Source organism: Morganella psychrotolerans (assembly GCF_001676055.1).
Lineage (GTDB): Bacteria > Pseudomonadota > Gammaproteobacteria > Enterobacterales > Enterobacteriaceae > Morganella > Morganella psychrotolerans_B.
The window spans coordinates 339292-356577 of the sequence record NZ_LZEX01000034.1 but is presented as its reverse complement, the minus strand read 5'-3'; the positions used below and the strand labels follow the sequence as shown (position 1 = coordinate 356577).

Here is a 17286-nt window from a genome sequence, read left to right as displayed (position 1 = left end):
AATAAATAAAACTGAATCATCAGATTTTAAGCTCTGTGAAATAAATCCAAAAGGCGTAAACACAGAATATCGTGTTGCAGCCGCTGCAGCATATTTATCTGATAAAAATTTAACTGTTATATTTCAACTTATTATAAATGCGCTTGCTGCCGGTGAGACAGCAGACTGACTGAAACAATCACAGCCTCCTGTCGCACCACAGAATTATTTACAGGCACGGATAGCCATTATTACGCCGGGCTGGATAATTTCATCAGTACCAGGCCGGACACAATCAGCACCCCGGCAAGTATCCGCATCATATTTGCCGGTTCGCCCAGAACCGTGATCCCGACAATAAAGGCACCAATCGCCCCGATACCGGTCCAGATGGTATATGCGGTGCCCAGCGGCAGTGCACGCATGGCGGCAGCAAGCAGTCCGAAACTTATCAGCATTGCAATAATGGTTATCACAGACGGGCCTAATTTTGTAAATCCTTCAGACTGTTTCATAGTAAACGCCCAGACGACTTCAAACAGACCGGCAGTAATTAATAAAATCCACGGCATGGTACTTCCTCACTAAAATACCCTTATTCATTCAAACCGCAGGGTCTGGGCTTCGCTACGCCCGCCGGGTCACATACTAATGTATGCTCCCCGTCTGACTTCCCTTGCCGCCTTCCTGCACTCTGAATGACGTTGGGTATGTATTGGTTAATAACAGATGAATATTACAAGTTACCTTTAGTATAGTTATATGTTACCTTTGGTAACTTGTAAAGCGTTTTCAGATCTTTTTACTGCCTGATTTGCTCCGCAAGTCTGTGATACACTTTCTGCGTTCCCGTTTTTGAATCCATAATAAGGAGATGAACTTGTCCGGACGTTTACAGCGCGATGAGCGCCAGATCCAACTGCTGAATGCCGCCAATGCCATCATCCTGGAAAAAGGGACGGATGCGCTGACATTAATCACCCTTGCAGAGAGGGCCGGTGTCACCAAACCGGTGACGTATAAGCATTTCGGTAACCGGAAATCCCTGCTGCATGCACTATTTAAATACAGTGATGATGCGCTTACCGCACGGATGAATGCACAGATGGAGAAGCCGATTTCTGATCTGAAGGACGCGGTAACCGTATGTATTACCACTTATTTTGAGTGTATGGCAGATGACGGGGAAGCCTTTAATGCTACAGTAGCGGCACTGAAAGCGTATCCGGAATTTTCAGATATCGGATTAGACGTGCAGGATTTTTTCTGTCAGATCCTTCAGCGTTCGCTGCAAAAATACCTGCCGGAAAATTTCCGGATCCCTGAATGGACGGCCATCATGATTTTCGGGGCAACCGAATCTTTATGCATCATGATGATCAAAGACCCGGCACTGAAACCAAAAGTTATCAGTGAAGCTGTCTGGCTGGTAAAAACGTTGCTTGCCGATCAACTGAACAGATTCAGCGGTAACTGACCACCAGCCCCTCTTCTTCTGTCGGATAGCTGAAATGTGCGGTGATCAGGTCAAATTGTTCCGCTGATGTGGTAAACGGATTTTCACCTGTCTGATTGCGCAGTGCCAGCCGGCGTTTGCATTCGTCATCATCAGCACTCAGTACATGACAGCAATATTGACACCCTGACTGCTCTGCCAGCCCTTTCAGCCACTGGCGCTGTAAAGGTGTATTCGCCGGAAAATCCAGCACCAGTGTATTTCCCGCACGTAAAAGGTCGGTCAGGTGCGGTGCGAGAACAGACTTCAGTAATCCGCTTTTTTCAATATAACCGGCAAGCCCGGTAATTTCCCCGGGATACAGTGCCGCCAGCCAGCTATCTTCAGTCACAAGAACAGCATTTTCTTCGCGAACTAACTGGTTCGCCAGCGTGGATTTACCCGATGCAATTTTGCCGCAGAAAAAATGAAGCAGTCCCGCGGATTGTGTATCTGACATATCTTCTCCTTAAAACACATCTCCCCGCTATAGGGAGGAGATAATAATCAGCGTGGATCTGTTGCGGGTATTCATGCCGCTTTTTTAGGTATTTTGATACTGATCACCGCAAGTGCCAGCACAATCATGATAATTCCTGTTGCTTCTGTCCGTCCGGGTTCCTCGCCCAACAGCCACCAGGAAAACAGAACACCACACACCGGTACAGCTAATGTGCTCAGGCTGGCAATACCGGCTGGTAATTTTTTCAGAACAAATAACCATAAGCTCCAGGCAACGGCGGTTGCAAGTATCGCGCTGTAACTCAGCGCCCAGAACACATAGGGCTGCCAGTCAATTGCCCGCTGCGGAACCAGTAAAGCCACAACCGTCATTACAACGGCAGCATACACCATCTGCCAGGTCGTGAGAGAGAGTAAATCCAGTTGCGGATAGCGACGGTACATTCTTTTCGCCACAATCGCACTCGCCCCCCAGCTTATCCCGGAGGCAATCGCCAGAAAGGCACTTTTCATCGATGAAAAATCAAGGGACCAGGGCTGAATAACACACACAAGCCCGGCGGCAGCCACGGCAATAGCCGCATATTGCAGGCGGCGCATCCGCTCGCCCAGAAAAACAGCCGCCATAATCACCACCCAGAACGGCATGGTATAACTGAGAATAGCCACCTTTCCGGCACCGCCGCTGACCAGCGCCCACTGCGCCAGCCCGACCATACCGCAGGTTTGCAGCACCGCAATTCCCAGTGTGTATCTGAATGGTGTAAACCGGATCTTTCGCCCTGTTATCCGCGCACGGATATACAGTACCAGCAGTAGCATAATGGCGCTGAATACACAGCGCATTGCCGTAAAATCAAACGCATCAATGTAGCGGGTGACCTGTTTCATGGCGATCCAGCTGTAACTCCAGATCAGTGTTAAAATGACCAGCCCGGTAATGGCGATGGCATTGTCTTTCTCTCGTAAAGCCATAATATTCTGCAAACCACTGCACGATTATGAAGTGTCATATACCGCGTGCGGTTCCTCTCCTGATTTTACCATAACTGAAATAATATACCGGATATCAGCTGACTATCCCGTTTTCCCGGAAAATCACTGTGCTATCAACGCCACATTATTGATTTTCCAGTATCCTTTTTCATTAACAACGGTTACCCGCAGCGGTAATAATTCATCCGGCGGATTACCGAGAGTTACGAGTACCGTTGCCATTTCGTCTGTTTGTGATTCGGTATGTGCGTCGCGGTAATTGACCCAGGAATCATAAATATCCTGCGATTTGGTGTAATAATTTACATCGTTTTCAACCCAGTTATCGCCCCACAGGCAGGCTGAATGATTCTCTGTGGTTTTACAGGGCCGTGGTGTATCACACAGCGCCTGATCAGTATCGTCACTGTCATAATTACAACTGGTTGAATCATTAATATTTTTTTGCAGTGTCAGTGTGACATACTGTTTTACACTCCGGTCATACCCGTCAGATGATGAGTCCTGTAAATTCAGCCGGTAAAAATCCAGTACCACACTGACGGGTGATTCTGCCGGTAATAGTGCGGCTCCGGCAGATAAAGGCAAAAGCAGCCCCGGAATAAGGAAGAGAGATTTAACTGTTTTTATTGCTGTTTTCATAATTATTCTGCTTCGCATTATACCACCCTGCACATCATGCCATTCTCCCGGATAACGCCAGATACTGTAATAACATGATCGTTTTACCGTCAATAATGTCACCGCTGCGGATGGCGGCAAGGGCATCATCAAACGTCATTTCAAGCACTTCGACATCTTCGCCCTCTTCTTTCAGCCCACCGCCCTGATTCAGGCGGTTATTGTCCTGATATTCCGCTATAAAGAAGTAGAGTTTTTCTGTCACTGATCCCGGACTCATAAAAGCTTCAAAGATTTTTTCCACTTCAGTGATATGAAACCCGGTTTCTTCTTCGGCTTCCGCTTTAATTCGCGATACCGGATCTTTTTCTTCCAGCAAACCGGCGGCGGCTTCAATCAGAAAACCATCATGTCCGTTGATGAACACGGGAAACCGGAACTGACGTATCAGTATCACACTGTTTTTACTGCGGTTATAGAGCAAAATAACTGCGCCGTTTCCCCGGTCATACGCTTCCCGTTCCTGACGTTGCCAGGTGCCGTCACTGCGCAGATAATCAAAAACATATTTCCTGAGAATATACCAGTTATCAGAAAGAGTGATGGTATCAATAATACGGACACGATCGTGCGGAGAAGTCATTAGCCACCTGATTATCAGACAAGAAAGACGGATGCGTTAAACACTCTAATCTCTTTATTATTGCCGCGCAATTGCTAAACCGGGCAGGATAATTTGCGGTCGTCATAACTCAAACGATATAATATCAACAGACAATGACTTCAGAAGGCAATATTCGCATGAGTGACACTCAGGCACTGAATTACAGCGAGTTACACAATATCACTGACACTGATATCACACAGATTAATGAGCTGATTATCACCACCTGGGATTACCGCAGTTGGATCCCGAAAGAGAAAGTCCTGCCGATGGCGGAATTTTTACTCGATGATGTCATTCTGACCTCTTCGCGTATTTTTGTGGTGCGTGACGCAGAGGCAATTGCAGGGATTATGGCGGTTACCGCAGCCCCGGATCTGATACAAAAAGTGAACGCCAAAACCCGTCAGTACCGTGCCCTGAAAAATATTATTGCCAAAGAGCCCGCACAGGAAGAGAGTCTGTTCGAACTGTATCTTAATACTCTGATTATTAACGGAGAATTACTGACACACTGTGGGCGCCCTTTTGATGCCTCGCTCAATCTGTTTATGATTGATGCCCGTTACCGCGGACGCGGGATAGGCAACCAGCTCTGGCAGCATGCTATGCGCTATCTGCGCGATAACAATGCAGCCCGCTATTTTCTCTGGACTGACAGTGACTCAGATTTCGGGTTCTATGAGCATAAAGGTTTACAGCGCATTGCCGCACAGCCTTATGACTGGGGCGGTCATGATGTCACTGAAACCTATTATGTTTATGCCGGTGAGTTGCCGGCTCTGTCCTGATGCATCCAACTGTCCCACGGCGGATCTGACGGCAGCTTATCCGCCAGGAAATCAATAAATGTCCTGATCTTCGGCGCATGCGTATGCGCCGGACTGTACAGCGCATAAAGCGCAAACGGGGTTGTTTTCGGGTTATAATCCGTCAGCACCGGTAATAACTCACCATTATTAATATAGTCCCCTAGCATATATGTCGGCAGGCATACAATTCCCTGATGACAACGCGCCGCTTCCAGCAATCCCAGGCTGCTGTTTACTTCAATAACATTATTAATTGCCAGAGGAAATGCCACACCGTCTTTATCCGTCATTCGCCAGGTATCGGGAATATTCGGATTAATTAAGCAGCGGTGCAATGCAATATCTGCCGGTGATTCGGGAATACCATGTTGTTCAAAATAGTGGCGGCTGCCGCAATACACCCAATTAATATTGCATAATTTACGTAATGCAAAATTATCCGGCGGATGGCTGGTAATACGCAATGCAATATCAAAGTCAGTTTCATTTAAATTAATTAATGCATCATTGAGATCAACCGAAAGCCACACCTGTGGATTATTTTCCCGGTATTCACTGTAAAGCCGCATTAAATGGCAGACACCAAATGCAATCGAACAGGTTATTTTTAACTGTCCCTGTGCGTGCTGATAAAAACTGGCCGTGTTTACTAATGAATCATCCAGATCTGCCAGTAACTGTTGCGCTCTCTGCAATAAATAGCGACCAGCTTCTGTCAGCACAAAATTACGGGTGGTTCGTTTCAGCAATACCACACCTAACTGCTCTTCCAGTTGCTGAAGCCCACGACTGACTGAAGAAGGCGTAACATTCAGTTTTTTCGCCGCACCACTCAGGCTGTTACACTCCACGATTTTAATGAAAAGTTCCAGATGCCGGAAAATCGCATAGCTGTCTATTTTTGCTTTAAACGCAAAAGTGTTTTTATTTATTAGCATGGTGTCACCCTATTCAGACTGCGTGTTACCGCTTACTATAACAACGGTTTTATAACACTCACTGTACTCATACAACAAAAATATATTCACGTTGTTCCTGACTTTTTTAATAATTAAATTTATACCCAACGTCATTCAGATTGCAGGCAGGCGGCAAGCTCCGACCGCCGGGGAGCATACATAAGTATGTGACCCGACGGGCTGAGTGTAGCCAACGAACCTGCAGTTTGAATGAATAAGAGTATAGAACGTTGAGGAATTGACTATGCAAGACAGCATTCAGACAGGTGCAAACTCACAAAACGATTTACGAAAGATCCCGTTTACCAAATATGATACCGGCTGGGTTATTTTATGTATCGGTATGGCAATTGGTTCCGGTATTGTATTTATGCCGGTGCAGGTCGGAATTAAAGGTATCTGGGTCTTTATTGCGGCCACATTACTCTCTTATCCGGCAATTTACTGGCTGCAAAATTTATATCTGCGCACATTATCCGAATCAGAGGAGTGTGAAGATTATGCCAGCGTAATTACCCAATATCTGGGGAAAAACTGGGGTGTGGCACTCGGGATAGCCTATTTCCTGATGCTGTTACACGGCATGTTCTCCTACTCACTGGCGGTCACATTTGACAGTGCATCCTATATCAAAACGTTTGGTTTATCTGAAGGGTTATGGTCTGATTCCGTCTGGTACGGACTGATTATTCTGACAGTGCTGGTCGCTATTGCCGCTCAGGGCGAACGCCTGTTATTTAAAATCTCCGGCCCGATGGTCATTGTGAAATTCGGTATTATCGTATTACTTGGTGTGGTGATGGTGCCATACTGGAATTTCGCCAATATCACAGCATTTCCTGATATTCTGCCTTTTTTACGTGACGTGTTTCTGACACTGCCGTTTACCCTGTTCTCTATTCTGTTTGTGCAGATTTTAAGCCCGATGAACATTGCTTACCGCAGAGTGGAAAAAGATAAACGTATCGCGACATACCGGGCTATCCGCGCAAACCGTGTTGCTTACATTATTTTAGCCGTTGCCGTGTTGTTCTTTGCATTTTCATTCACGTTCTCAATCAGTCATGAGCAGGCAGTTTCCGCATTTGAACAAAATATCTCTGCGCTGGCGATTGCTGCTCAGGTTATTCCGGGTTCTGTAGTGAAAGTAATGACCGCGATGCTCAATATTTTCGCCATCCTGACCGCGTTTCTCGGTATTTATCTGGGCTTCCAGGAGGCCATTAAAGGCATTGTTGTTAACCTGCTGAGCCGTTTTATGCCGCAGGAGCGAATTAATCACACGGTATTGCATTACAGCGTATGCGCAGGTGTTATCCTGGCTCTGTGGTTCTGGGTATCCACACGCTTTTCAATTCTCTTTTTCATGCAGTTGGGCGGCCCGTTATTCGGCATCGTCTCCTGCCTGATCCCGTGCTACCTGGTGTATCGCGTGCCGGTATTACATAAATACAAAGGGGCAACAGTCTGGTTTATCATCTTTTTTGGTGTGTTACTGTGCCTCTCTCCGTTCTTTAAGTTTTTCGAATAATGCTGTATGAACAGCCCTGTTTATGTGTGAGGATTTTATGACGAAAAAAGCGGTTTCCGAATTTCATATTGATACACAAATCACTCAGTTAGGCCGGGACCCGGCAGCGCAGTCAGGTTTTGTTAATGCCCCGGTTTACCGGGGGTCGACAGTCGTATTTCCGACCATGGATGCCCTGCTCAATAACCGGGCTGAGTTTAACTACGGCACGGCGGGCACGCCGACTATCAAAAATCTGGAGCAGTCCTGGAGCGCCCTTGCCGGTGCTGAAGGCACGGTATTATCACCCTCAGGGCTGGGTGCGATTGTGCTGGCATTGCTGACAACACTGAAAACCGGCGATCACCTTCTGATGCCGGACAGTGTATACCGCCCGACCCGCAATTTCTGCCACGGGCTGCTGAACAAGATGGGGATTGTCACCACTTATTATGACCCGATGGCAGGCAGTGATATTGAATCTCTGATTCAGAGCAACACCACCACCATTTTCCTTGAGTCCCCGGGCTCCCAGAGCTTTGAAGTTCAGGACGTTCCGGCGATTGTGGCCGTTGCAAAACGCCATAATATCGCCACGATTATAGATAATACCTGGGCGACCCCGTTGTTCTTCCGCGCCCATGATATGGGATGTGATATCTCTCTCGAAGCCGGAACAAAATACCTGGGCGGACACTCAGACTTACTGATGGGTATTGTCTCCGCCAATGCCGCCTGGTGGCCTGCACTGCGTGAAACCTATGATTTAATGGCGATGCTGCCGGGCGCTGAAGATTGTTTCCTCGCCCTGCGCGGGCTGCGTACTCTGCCAATCCGTCTGAAAGAAGCACAGGCGCGGGCGCTGGATATGGCGCACTGGCTGAAAGCACGGCCGGAGGTTATCCGGGTGCTGCATCCGGCATTTCCGGATTGCCCGGGTCATGACATCTGGAAACGGGATTTCACCGGCTCTTCCGGGTTGTTCTCCATTGTACTGGATCCTAAATTTACACAAGACGATATCGGGAAATTACTGGATGGTCTTTCTATTTTCGGGATGGGCTATTCGTGGGGCGGATTTGAAAGTCTGATCATCCCGTTTGACTGCGCAGAATACCGCACAGTAACCCAGTGGAACCCGGGCGGGCTGACATTGCGTCTGCAAATCGGGCTGGAAGACAGCGATGACCTGAAAACAGATTTAGCCGACGGATTCGCGCGTATGGCAAAGTGATATCTCACCTGAAAAACACGGGTATGGATAGTTTAAAAGACCGGCATTTTGCCGGTCTTTTGTATACGGACGCGCATAAAAAAAAGCCGCATATAATTATGCGGCAAGGAAGTCAGTGAGGGTACCAATAATAGTGAGTCAACTAATCAAACGTAAGGAAAAGGTTAAATCAAAAATTCATAGCACTGAAACGCAATCCAGCCCAGCACAGCACCGGCAGGTAAATCAATCACATAATGCTGTTTGGTAAACATACAGGACAATGCAATCAGCAGCGGGAACATAAATACCCACGGACCCAGTGATGCATAAGCCAGTAATGCTGTTAATGTGGCAACGGAGACATGCATGCTCGGGAAACAGTTTGAAGAATCATCAAATTTCTGTACAAACTGCAAAAATTTCTCAGATGCTTTCTTCCCTGTATTCATCTGACGCCAGTGTGCAGGTGCGGCAACCGGGTAGACAACAAAGAAAAACATCTGCATAAACAACAAAATCACATAGCTGAATACGATGATAATAAACTGTCGTGAGTCCTGAATTATCCAGTTCAGATAAAGAATTGCCGGGTAATAAAGAAAGCTGTATATCCATGACCACCAGGGCCAGAAAGGAATTTTCTCATCAATGGATGAATTAAACGTTTTAACAGGCCGTACCATGTTTCGTTGTGTAAAAAAATAAAACTGGTAAACACCGACAATAATAATACCACTAAGCACCAGGTGAATGACCCTGTCGATAAACATCATCTGAAAATATCCTTTTATAAAAAATCAATTGAACTGTTTTTCTGATTTTCAGTACACTGTGTTTTAACACACTGATACAACAAATACTATCATGTCATTTTATGATGATTTGCATAATCCAATTATTATCAATAACTTACCATTACTTCGTTTCATAGGGATAATTCCTAATTTTTTCGGAAAACAGGCGCATAATATTGATACAAGAGACATTAATTTACTCATTATCAGGGTTATATTTTACCGGTCAGATATAACAGAACCTTAAACCCGGCTGATAAATCAAACCATTTCATTAAAAATCATTATATTAAAAAATAACGTTAATAAGGTAAACTAAAATGACAGTATTACTCACTTTACAGCCTGTTACACCTGATGAAATCACGGTACTCAGTGACGCGGGTGACAAAGCTTACCGGCACCATTTTACCGGTTATTGGGATTCAGTGGCAGAATTAAATACGTATTTGAACAATGAATATCACCCGGAGCCCTTACAGCAAAGCCTGATGACGCCCGGTGTATTCTGGTTTTTTATCTGTGCTGATGAAAAAATAATCGGATTTTGTAAATTAACAGAAAATAGCCGGATAGAAACGAGCGAATATTGTGCAATGCTGCTGAACAAACTTTATTTTTTACCCGGTGAAACCGGAAAAGGTTACGGAAAAACGGTCTTCAGATTGATAGAAACATTTGCCCGCAGCCGTAACCAGCCCGGTTTATGGTTGGAAGTATTGGAAAATAACACCGGTGCACAACACTTTTATCAGTCACAGGGCATGATAAAAACCGGCACACTTGCATTTGAAACCGCACAGCAATCCTCTCAGTTATTTATAATGGAGAAAAAACTGTAATACATGCTGTTATATTGCTTTTGAATACCTCTCATTTATTATTTTTACTCTTTCCCGGGCGGATTAAGTACCCTGTCAGCCCGGTGGCTACACACAATAATAATAGTGTTACAACCGTGCCATTCCACAGACCTTTTGCCATCAGAAAACCAATCAGCCGGGAATTATCGCGGATTTTTCCTGTTTTGTGAGAAACCGGCAGTGGCGCGGTACTGATATTACGGAACAAAAACCGCAGATTGCCCACATTATCAGGGGATAATTCATACAGATAAAACGACAGGAAAAACAGACGCATCGCAGTAATAGCAGCAGTGTAAAACGCAGGAAAAACGAAGAGGAACATAACCGGGTTATGCAGGGACGATTATAACAGAAACAACCACGGCAGGAAGCGTCAGCTGTTTTTTTGATGACTTAATGCTGATGCGCCTGCCATTGTGCATACAGCGACGGCTCATCATCCGGTTTTTGTTGTGTAAACGAAAATCCGGCCTGTTCATGAGGATCTGCCCGTAATGCCACCGCAATCACCTCTGTTGATAAACCATAGGGCTGTGCATCGGCATTTGAATACGCATAAACTGCCCGGGTAATACCGGCCATGCGCATAGCTGCCAGACACATCGGACACGGCTGACCACTGGCGTAAACCACACAACCTTCCAGCCGGGTCTGACGGAGTGCCTGTCCGGCATGGCGCAATGCCAGCAATTCGGCATGTGCTGTCGGGTCATTCAGTTCAGCCATCTGATTAACACCTTCACTGATAATGTTGCCGTCTTTCACTATAACAGCGCCGAACGGACGTCCGCCTTTTCCAATATTGCGGCGTGCCAGTGCAATCGCCTGCTGCAAAAACTGTTTGTCAGTCATTCGGGATCCTTATTAACCAATCGGCAATGTTCATCATAACAGCCGGAAATCTGAATAATATCGTTCTGCACACAAGTTACACTATTCGTTTCCTTAATAGTCCCATATTGCTTTACCCTGCCAGCGGGTTTCAAGCAACGTCAGAAACTGGCGGACTTTAGGCGGTAAAAACTGTTTTGACGGATAAACCGCACACACCGGTTCTCCGGGAGCTGAAAAAGGGTTCAGCAGCGGTATTAATTTACCCTGCGCTATCAGCGGTCCCGCAAGAAATGCACCAATCTGACAAATGCCGTTCCCTGCAAGCGCCGCATCCAGGATAGCGCCGGTGTCTCCCAAACGCATTCTTCCGGTGACCGGGAGCGATATTATCTGTTTATCACGGCTGAACTGCCAGCCAACCCGCCGCCCGAGATGGCAAAAAACCAGACATTCATGTGCCGCCAGTTCATCCGGTGTTTCCGGTGTCCCTTTCCGGGCCAGGTAGTCCGGCGACGCACAGGTAATAAGGCGGTGCGGTGCCAGCACTTTGCGGACCAGGCGGCTGTCATCGTTTCCGCCGATGCGGATTGCCACATCAATACCTTCCTGTACCAAATCACAGTAATCATCAGAAAAACTGACATCAATCTCCACATCCGCCCATTGTGCGGTAAAGTCCTGCAAAACCGGCAGCACATAGCGGCGCCCGAATACCACAGGCAGGTCAATCCGCAATGTGCCCGACGGGGTTTGCTGCCCTTCATACAGTGCATTTTCTGCATCATCCACCTCAGATAAAATCCGTTTTGCATGAAGATAAAAGCGTTCTCCCTCTTCACTGAGACGAATTTGCCGGGTTGTCCGGTGCAGCAGGCGGGTACTGACTCTGTTTTCCAGCCGCTGAATACATTTTCCGGCCGCCGAGCGGGAAATTTGCAACTTTTCTGCCGCCGAGGTGAAATTTCCGGTTTCACTGACCCGCACAAATACCAGCACATCAAATAAATTATCCAGTAATAAACGATTTTTATTTGCCACGATTTGTCCCCGGTGTTACGCCAAAACCCCTGTTTATCTACCATATTGGCGCAGATAGACTGATGCCTCAAGTTATGTTTATTTTTATGAGGAATATATGTCAGCCAATCATTGTTTATCTCTGCCATTACCATCATTACGGCGGGGATGGCTTTCCGTTATTACCGTCACACTTGCCACCTTTGCCGTCGTTACCACGGAAATGCTGCCGGTCGGATTACTCAGCCCCATCGCCGCTGATTTTGATGTACCGCAGGCACAGGTCAGCCTGTTGCTGACCATTCCGGCAATCGTCGCGGCTTTCTGCTCCCCGCTGGTTATTTTATTTGCCGGCAGACTGAACCGGCGTGCCCTGCTGATGATCCTGATGGCGTTACTGATGCTGGCAAACATCAGTGCAGCTCTGGCAACACATTTTTATGTACTGATTACCGCACGGATTATTGTCGGACTGAGTATCGGCGGGATCTGGGCGATAGCCGGTGGTATTGCTGTCCGTCTGTTACCCCCCCGGTCGGTTGCTGCTGCAACATCATTGATTTTCGGCGGCGTGGCTGCCGCTTCCGTACTCGGGATCCCGCGGGGATCATGCTGGGAGAACTGACAGGCTGGCGGGGGGTATTCACTATCATGAGTGCATTCGCCCTGGTTATTCTGCTGTTACAAATGGTCTGCCTGCCCTCTTTACCCTGCGCACAGGCACCGGCGGTAAGCCGGTTTATGAGTCAATTACGCCGCCCGGTTATCCGTACCGGTTTATTTATCACGCTGCTGCTGGTGACCGGACATTTTATGGTGTTTACCTTTATCCGTCCGTTACTGCATGAGGATCCGCAACTGCAACCCCGCTACCTGAGCGGATTACTCGCGCTTTACGGAATTGCGGGGATCGCCGGAAACTTTCTGTTCGGGCTGCTTGCCGGACGTCATCTGTACCGGGCTGTTTTTGGTATTATTACCGGGATTACGCTCGCACTGGCCGGGATGCTTTTTCTGCCGCCGGTGATGAGCGCCCGCATCCCGCTGATCATTCTCTGGGGTCTGACTTATGGCGGTGTGTCTGTTGTACTGATGACCTGGATGATCCGCTTCAGTGCGCCGGATATTGAAATAACCGGCTCTCTTTATATTGCCTTTTTTAATGCAGGGATAGCCGCCGGGTCTGCTGCCGGCGGCGTATTTGTCTCCGCATTCGCACTTCAGGGGGATATCAGCGCAGCCCTGAGCTGCCTGTTTGCCGCCCTGTTATTGACCGCTGTTTTTATTCTCCGCTCACGCAGGACTTGCGCGTCAGCCGGTAAAGAAACCACGCGGCACACAATGCCATCAGAATATTAAACCCGAGACTCAGGCTGAACGCGGAAACCGGATCGGATGTTAAGGCGGGGGTATCAGCAGACCTGAGAGAAAATTGCAAAATAACAGATACGGCGGTAGCCCCTGCCGCCGCACCAATTTGTTGCAGTGTGGCGGTCAGTCCGGAAGCCATTCCGGTCTCCGGCGCAGAAACACGGGAGAGCACCAGATTCAGCATCGGCGTCATGATCATTGCCTGGGTGAAACCAATCCAGAACAGCAGCGGAGTGAGAAGCCATGGCGTCTCTCCGGCGGGTAACAGATAAAGCCCTGCTATCAGTGCGAGATAACCGGCGGCATACCACAATGCACCACGGAAAATAACGCGCTCCCCGCGTTTAATTATTGCGCGGGGCATGATAAATGAGGCGATAACAAACCCGATGCTCGACGGGACAAAAATCAGCCCGGCTTCCAGTGGCGTTGCGCCCATGACATTTTGCAGCAGTAATGACAGGACCAGCGGAAATGCCGAAGAAGTGGCATACACACAGACCACCACACCGGTGCCGGTAACAAACTTCCCGTTGCGCAGTATTGCCATGTCAAACAACGGCGTCCTGCCGGCACGGGAAAGATTCATTTCATGGCGGACAAAGCACCACAACAAAATAATACCGCTGATAAATAATCCGCTGCTCCGCAGATCCCAACCCCATACCGGTAACATCAGTAACGGCAGCAACAGCATACTGACGGCAGCCGCTGAAAGCAGGACACCGAACCAGTCCGGCGTTAACCGGCCTTCTGCCCGCCCTTCCTGTAAATAACGGGATAGTATCAGCGCCAGAATGCCGACCGGCAGATTAACCAGAAAAATCAGCCGCCAGCCCATGCCAAACAAATCCAGTGTAATGAGCCAGCCACCCAGCGCCTGCCCGGCGATCGCGGCAAGCCCGAGCGTCATTCCCAGATAACCGAAGGCTTTTTTTGCCTGTGTTTCATCAAAATTAAGGCGGATCCCGGCGTAGACCTGCGGAAACAGCAGCGCGGCGGCCAGACCCTGGATAAACCGGGCGGTCACCAGCAGTGTTGCGGTGGGTGCAAATGCACATAACAGTGATGCGACGGTAAAACAGGTCATACCGACGCGGTACAAACAGCGCCGCCCGTAAATATCACCAAGACGTCCGCCGGTGATAAGCAACAGCCCGAAAGCCAGTTCATACCCGACAATAATCAGTGTCAATTCCGTAAAACTGGTGTGTAAATCGCGCTCAATACTGACAATCGCCACATTAACCACAAATAAATCAAAAATAGTGACAAACCCGGCAAGAACTAATACAAACAGCACGATCCGTTGTTGTTGATTCATTATTTATCTCATTATGTAACCAATTCTATACCCGACGTCATTCAGGATGCAGGCTTCCCTGCGCCAACGAATCTGCAGTTTGAATGATTAAAGGTATAAGCAGGAATGAGACTATAATTGGTGTGTTATCCTGTTACAATTTAACCGTTTATACTATTACTAAAAGCAACCGGCTGACAAAATACAATTGATTATAAAGGACAACCATCAATGAATGATAAAACCCGGACCCGCCCGGAACTGGCTGATTTCCTGCGGACAAAACGCGAAAGTCTGACACCTGCGAGTGCGGGTCTGCCCCACACCTCACGGCGCCGTACACCCGGGCTGCGCCGCGAAGAAGTTGCGGCACTCGCGGGTGTCGGGCTGACCTGGTACACCTGGCTGGAGCAGGGTCGTGAAATCGGGGTTTCCACCCGCTTTCTGGATAACCTTGCGCGAACGTTGCAGCTCAATGATGCGGAACGTCAGCACCTTTATCTGCTGGCGCATCAGCGGGCACCGGAAGCCACCGGTGAAACAGAGCATCATGTCCCCGCCGTGATCACCCGTATGCTGGCGGATTTTCCGGACAGCTATCTCTGTTATGTCCTGAATCTGCACTGGGATGTACTGGCGTATAATGACAAAGCGGACAGATATTTTCATTTTTCTGATGCCGCACCCAAAATGCGCAACTTTTTGTATCTGCTGTTTACTGATCCTCGCTATCAGACCCGTTTTACTGACTGGGATATTGATGCGCAGCGCCTGCTCGCCAGTTTCCGCCGTGATTATGCGCGGACAAAACAAGACCCGGCGATTCAGTTGCTTATCCGTACATTATGTGAAAGATCCCCGGTATTTGACCGGCTGTGGAATATTCATGAGATCTATCAGCCCTGTAACGGAATGCGGGAGATTGAGTTTGACGGAAAGCGGGAAACCTACGAGTACGCGTCACTGACATTTGATATTGATAAGTCCAACCGGCTGCTGGTATACACGCCGGTCAGTGATGAAGAATAACCCCCCCGGTTCAGATAAAACCTGTCCGGCACACTCTGCCGGACAGGTTTTATCACGCGGAATCAAAAAACTCAGTTCTCAGTACAGTGTCTTGCGTTCATTACCCGCTGACGTTTTGCCTGATGCAATGTGACCTGAAGGATGATTAACCCGCCCGCAGCAACCGCAGCACCGGCATAACTGACCGCAGAATAATCCCCGCCGTTCGCCAGGACAGATGCTCCCAGCGCCGCACCAATGGCATTACCCAGGTTAAACGCCCCGATATTGACCGATGATGCCAGCGCCTGTGCATCTGATGCCACCTGCATCACTTTCACCTGTAACGGCGGCACAATCCCGAAACTTGCCAGTCCCCAGATAACCAGCATCACGCCCGCCGTGACACTGTCACTTGCTACCATCGGGAACAGTACCATTGTCAGCGCCAGCAGGGTAAATAATCCGTATAGCGTGCGGGAAACTGAGCGGTTTGCCCAGACACCGCCCAGGTAGTTCCCCAGCGTGAATCCCAGACCAACCAGTATCAGCATAATACTGATTTGTGCTTCCGGCACACCGGAGATAAACATCAGTGACGGCGAAATATAAGTATAAAATGTAAACATCGCACTGGCACCGAGCACAGTACACAGCATCGCCAGTAACACGGCCGGGCGGGTCAGTACCTGTAATTCACGCCGCAGATTCAGCTCTTGTCCCTGCATATTACGCGGCAGAGAGCGCAACAGTGCCAGCATAGTTATCAGCCCTAATACACTGATAGCAAAGAAAGATTCCCGCCAGCCCAGTATCTGGGATAACCGGGTGATCGCCGGTACGCCGCCGATATTGGCAATGGTAAGCCCCATAAACATCCCGGCGATAGCGCCCGCCTCTTTCCCTTTCGCTACTACGCGGGTCGCCACCATCGCGCCTATCCCGAAAAATGCGCCGTGATTCAGACTGGTAATAAAGCGGGCGATAAGCAACATGTCATAATTCGGCGACAGCGCCGACAAAATATTGCCGAGGGTAAAAATACTCATCAGAAAAATCAGGGCGGCTTTCGGTGAACGCTTAATTAATAACAATGTCATAATTGGCGCACCCAACATGACGCCCAGCGCATACACCACAACCAGCATACCGGCAGTGGGAATGGAAACCGCCAGTGAACCGGCGATTTCCGGCAGCATGCCCATCGGGGAAAATTCGGTCGCACCGATAGCAAAAGCCCCGACAGAAAGGGATAACAGTGCAGTATTTGTTCGCATAATGTCCTCAGAAAATAATAACAACGCCACTTTGTTGTAAGTGCGGCGATTGTGTCACATTGATTCTGGCGGAAATAGTCGTTAATCTGCAAAAAATAATTG

General features: G+C 48.3%; 18 protein-coding genes and 1 pseudogene. 7 read left to right on the top strand and 12 right to left on the bottom strand.

Going from position 1 to position 17286, the window contains the following annotated elements:
- Positions 1–230 precede the first annotated feature (230 nt).
- Positions 231–551, bottom strand: a complete 321-nt coding sequence (sugE, locus tag AYY17_RS15610) for a quaternary ammonium compound efflux SMR transporter SugE (protein WP_067406091.1) — start codon at positions 549–551, stop codon at positions 231–233.
- 308 nt (positions 552–859) lie between these two features.
- Here sugE and AYY17_RS15605 point away from each other — a divergent pair, with 308 nt between their 5' ends.
- On the top strand, positions 860–1456 hold the full coding sequence (locus AYY17_RS15605; protein WP_082981420.1) for a TetR/AcrR family transcriptional regulator: 597 nt from the start codon (positions 860–862) through the stop codon (positions 1454–1456).
- Here the strand turns inward: AYY17_RS15605 and AYY17_RS15600 are convergent.
- From AYY17_RS15600 to AYY17_RS15585, 4 genes are all read right to left on the bottom strand, one after another.
- On the bottom strand, positions 1443–1934 hold the full coding sequence (locus AYY17_RS15600; RefSeq protein ID WP_067425058.1) for a P-loop nucleotide/nucleoside kinase family protein: 492 nt from the start codon (positions 1932–1934) through the stop codon (positions 1443–1445). The two genes, AYY17_RS15605 and AYY17_RS15600, sit on opposite strands and share 14 nt — an antisense overlap.
- A gap of 71 nt (positions 1935–2005) precedes the next feature.
- A complete protein-coding gene (locus AYY17_RS15595; protein WP_067425130.1) occupies positions 2006–2911 on the bottom strand; it encodes a DMT family transporter in 906 nt (301 codons plus the stop codon).
- Between the two features lie 123 nt (positions 2912–3034).
- Complete coding sequence (locus AYY17_RS15590) at positions 3035–3574, bottom strand: DUF3828 domain-containing protein (RefSeq protein WP_067425055.1); 540 nt, start codon at positions 3572–3574, stop codon at positions 3035–3037.
- Between the two features lie 34 nt (positions 3575–3608).
- Positions 3609–4196, bottom strand: coding sequence for an NUDIX domain-containing protein (locus AYY17_RS15585; RefSeq protein ID WP_067425053.1), 588 nt, complete (start codon positions 4194–4196; stop codon positions 3609–3611).
- A 158-nt stretch (positions 4197–4354) separates the two neighbouring features.
- Between AYY17_RS15585 and AYY17_RS15580 the strand changes: the two genes are divergently transcribed.
- A complete protein-coding gene (locus AYY17_RS15580; protein ID WP_067425050.1) occupies positions 4355–5008 on the top strand; it encodes a GNAT family N-acetyltransferase in 654 nt (217 codons plus the stop codon).
- Here AYY17_RS15580 and AYY17_RS15575 read toward each other — a convergent pair.
- A complete protein-coding gene (locus tag AYY17_RS15575) occupies positions 4978–5967 on the bottom strand; it encodes a LysR family transcriptional regulator (protein WP_067425047.1) in 990 nt (329 codons plus the stop codon). The genes AYY17_RS15580 and AYY17_RS15575 overlap by 31 nt on opposite strands.
- Before the next feature lie 265 nt (positions 5968–6232).
- Here AYY17_RS15575 and AYY17_RS15570 point away from each other — a divergent pair, with 265 nt between their 5' ends.
- On the top strand, positions 6233–7519 hold the full coding sequence (locus AYY17_RS15570; protein WP_067425044.1) for an amino acid permease: 1287 nt from the start codon (positions 6233–6235) through the stop codon (positions 7517–7519).
- A 37-nt stretch (positions 7520–7556) separates the two neighbouring features.
- Positions 7557–8732, top strand: a complete 1176-nt coding sequence (gene metC / locus AYY17_RS15565) for a cystathionine beta-lyase (RefSeq protein ID WP_067425041.1) — start codon at positions 7557–7559, stop codon at positions 8730–8732.
- A gap of 164 nt (positions 8733–8896) precedes the next feature.
- Here the strand turns inward: metC and AYY17_RS15560 are convergent, their stop codons facing one another.
- The gene (locus tag AYY17_RS15560) at positions 8897–9487 is read right to left on the bottom strand and encodes a phosphatase PAP2 family protein (protein WP_067406114.1); all 591 of its coding nucleotides are present in this window, start codon (positions 9485–9487) and stop codon (positions 8897–8899) included.
- Between the two features lie 341 nt (positions 9488–9828).
- Between AYY17_RS15560 and AYY17_RS15555 the strand changes: the two genes are divergently transcribed.
- A complete protein-coding gene (locus AYY17_RS15555) occupies positions 9829–10350 on the top strand; it encodes a GNAT family N-acetyltransferase (RefSeq protein WP_067425039.1) in 522 nt (173 codons plus the stop codon).
- Between the two features lie 31 nt (positions 10351–10381).
- Here AYY17_RS15555 and AYY17_RS15550 read toward each other — a convergent pair whose 3' ends face one another.
- From AYY17_RS15550 to AYY17_RS15540, 3 genes are all read right to left on the bottom strand, one after another.
- On the bottom strand, positions 10382–10696 hold the full coding sequence (locus AYY17_RS15550; RefSeq protein WP_067425036.1) for a hypothetical protein: 315 nt from the start codon (positions 10694–10696) through the stop codon (positions 10382–10384).
- 71 nt (positions 10697–10767) lie between these two features.
- Positions 10768–11226 carry a nucleoside deaminase gene (locus AYY17_RS15545; protein WP_067425034.1) on the bottom strand — a complete coding sequence of 153 codons (459 nt, stop codon included), beginning with the start codon at positions 11224–11226 and terminating at the stop codon, positions 10768–10770.
- A 93-nt stretch (positions 11227–11319) separates the two neighbouring features.
- Positions 11320–12246 (bottom strand): LysR family transcriptional regulator, encoded by a 927-nt coding sequence (locus AYY17_RS15540; RefSeq protein WP_067425031.1) that lies wholly within the window; start codon positions 12244–12246, stop codon positions 11320–11322.
- A 97-nt stretch (positions 12247–12343) separates the two neighbouring features.
- On the opposite strand from AYY17_RS15540, the pseudogene AYY17_RS15535 reads away from it, so the two are divergent.
- Positions 12344–13584, top strand: a pseudogene (locus AYY17_RS15535) (MFS transporter).
- Here the strand turns inward: AYY17_RS15535 and AYY17_RS15530 are convergent.
- Positions 13508–14920: an MFS transporter gene (locus AYY17_RS15530; protein WP_067425028.1), complete on the bottom strand. Its 1413-nt coding sequence runs from the start codon at positions 14918–14920 to the stop codon at positions 13508–13510. The pseudogene AYY17_RS15535 and the gene AYY17_RS15530 sit on opposite strands and share 77 nt — an antisense overlap.
- Positions 14921–15130: 210 nt before the next feature.
- Here AYY17_RS15530 and AYY17_RS15525 point away from each other — a divergent pair, with 210 nt between their 5' ends.
- Positions 15131–15928, top strand: a complete 798-nt coding sequence (locus AYY17_RS15525) for a helix-turn-helix transcriptional regulator (RefSeq protein WP_067425026.1) — start codon at positions 15131–15133, stop codon at positions 15926–15928.
- A gap of 71 nt (positions 15929–15999) precedes the next feature.
- Here AYY17_RS15525 and AYY17_RS15520 read toward each other — a convergent pair whose 3' ends face one another.
- Positions 16000–17184, bottom strand: a complete 1185-nt coding sequence (locus tag AYY17_RS15520) for an MFS transporter (RefSeq protein WP_067425023.1) — start codon at positions 17182–17184, stop codon at positions 16000–16002.
- Positions 17185–17286: the final 102 nt, after the last annotated feature.

What these genes read in the sequence shown, in the direction of transcription:
- AYY17_RS15600 (WP_067425058.1), bottom strand. Translation starts at nt 1,934, where the DNA reads ATGTCAGATACACAATCCGCGGGACTGCTTCATTTTTTCTGCGGCAAA.
- AYY17_RS15575 (WP_067425047.1), bottom strand. Translation starts at nt 5,967, where the DNA reads ATGCTAATAAATAAAAACACTTTTGCGTTTAAAGCAAAAATAGACAGC.
- AYY17_RS15570 (WP_067425044.1), top strand. Translation starts at nt 6,233, where the DNA reads ATGCAAGACAGCATTCAGACAGGTGCAAACTCACAAAACGATTTACGA.
- AYY17_RS15525 (WP_067425026.1), top strand. Translation starts at nt 15,131, where the DNA reads ATGAATGATAAAACCCGGACCCGCCCGGAACTGGCTGATTTCCTGCGG.
- sugE (WP_067406091.1), bottom strand. Translation starts at nt 551, where the DNA reads ATGCCGTGGATTTTATTAATTACTGCCGGTCTGTTTGAAGTCGTCTGG.
- AYY17_RS15580 (WP_067425050.1), top strand. Translation starts at nt 4,355, where the DNA reads ATGAGTGACACTCAGGCACTGAATTACAGCGAGTTACACAATATCACT.
- AYY17_RS15595 (WP_067425130.1), bottom strand. Translation starts at nt 2,911, where the DNA reads ATGGCTTTACGAGAGAAAGACAATGCCATCGCCATTACCGGGCTGGTC.
- AYY17_RS15555 (WP_067425039.1), top strand. Translation starts at nt 9,829, where the DNA reads ATGACAGTATTACTCACTTTACAGCCTGTTACACCTGATGAAATCACG.
- AYY17_RS15550 (WP_067425036.1), bottom strand. Translation starts at nt 10,696, where the DNA reads ATGTTCCTCTTCGTTTTTCCTGCGTTTTACACTGCTGCTATTACTGCG.
- AYY17_RS15545 (WP_067425034.1), bottom strand. Translation starts at nt 11,226, where the DNA reads ATGACTGACAAACAGTTTTTGCAGCAGGCGATTGCACTGGCACGCCGC.
- AYY17_RS15585 (WP_067425053.1), bottom strand. Translation starts at nt 4,196, where the DNA reads ATGACTTCTCCGCACGATCGTGTCCGTATTATTGATACCATCACTCTT.
- AYY17_RS15590 (WP_067425055.1), bottom strand. Translation starts at nt 3,574, where the DNA reads ATGAAAACAGCAATAAAAACAGTTAAATCTCTCTTCCTTATTCCGGGG.
- metC (WP_067425041.1), top strand. Translation starts at nt 7,557, where the DNA reads ATGACGAAAAAAGCGGTTTCCGAATTTCATATTGATACACAAATCACT.
- AYY17_RS15520 (WP_067425023.1), bottom strand. Translation starts at nt 17,184, where the DNA reads ATGCGAACAAATACTGCACTGTTATCCCTTTCTGTCGGGGCTTTTGCT.
- AYY17_RS15560 (WP_067406114.1), bottom strand. Translation starts at nt 9,487, where the DNA reads ATGATGTTTATCGACAGGGTCATTCACCTGGTGCTTAGTGGTATTATT.
- AYY17_RS15530 (WP_067425028.1), bottom strand. Translation starts at nt 14,920, where the DNA reads ATGAATCAACAACAACGGATCGTGCTGTTTGTATTAGTTCTTGCCGGG.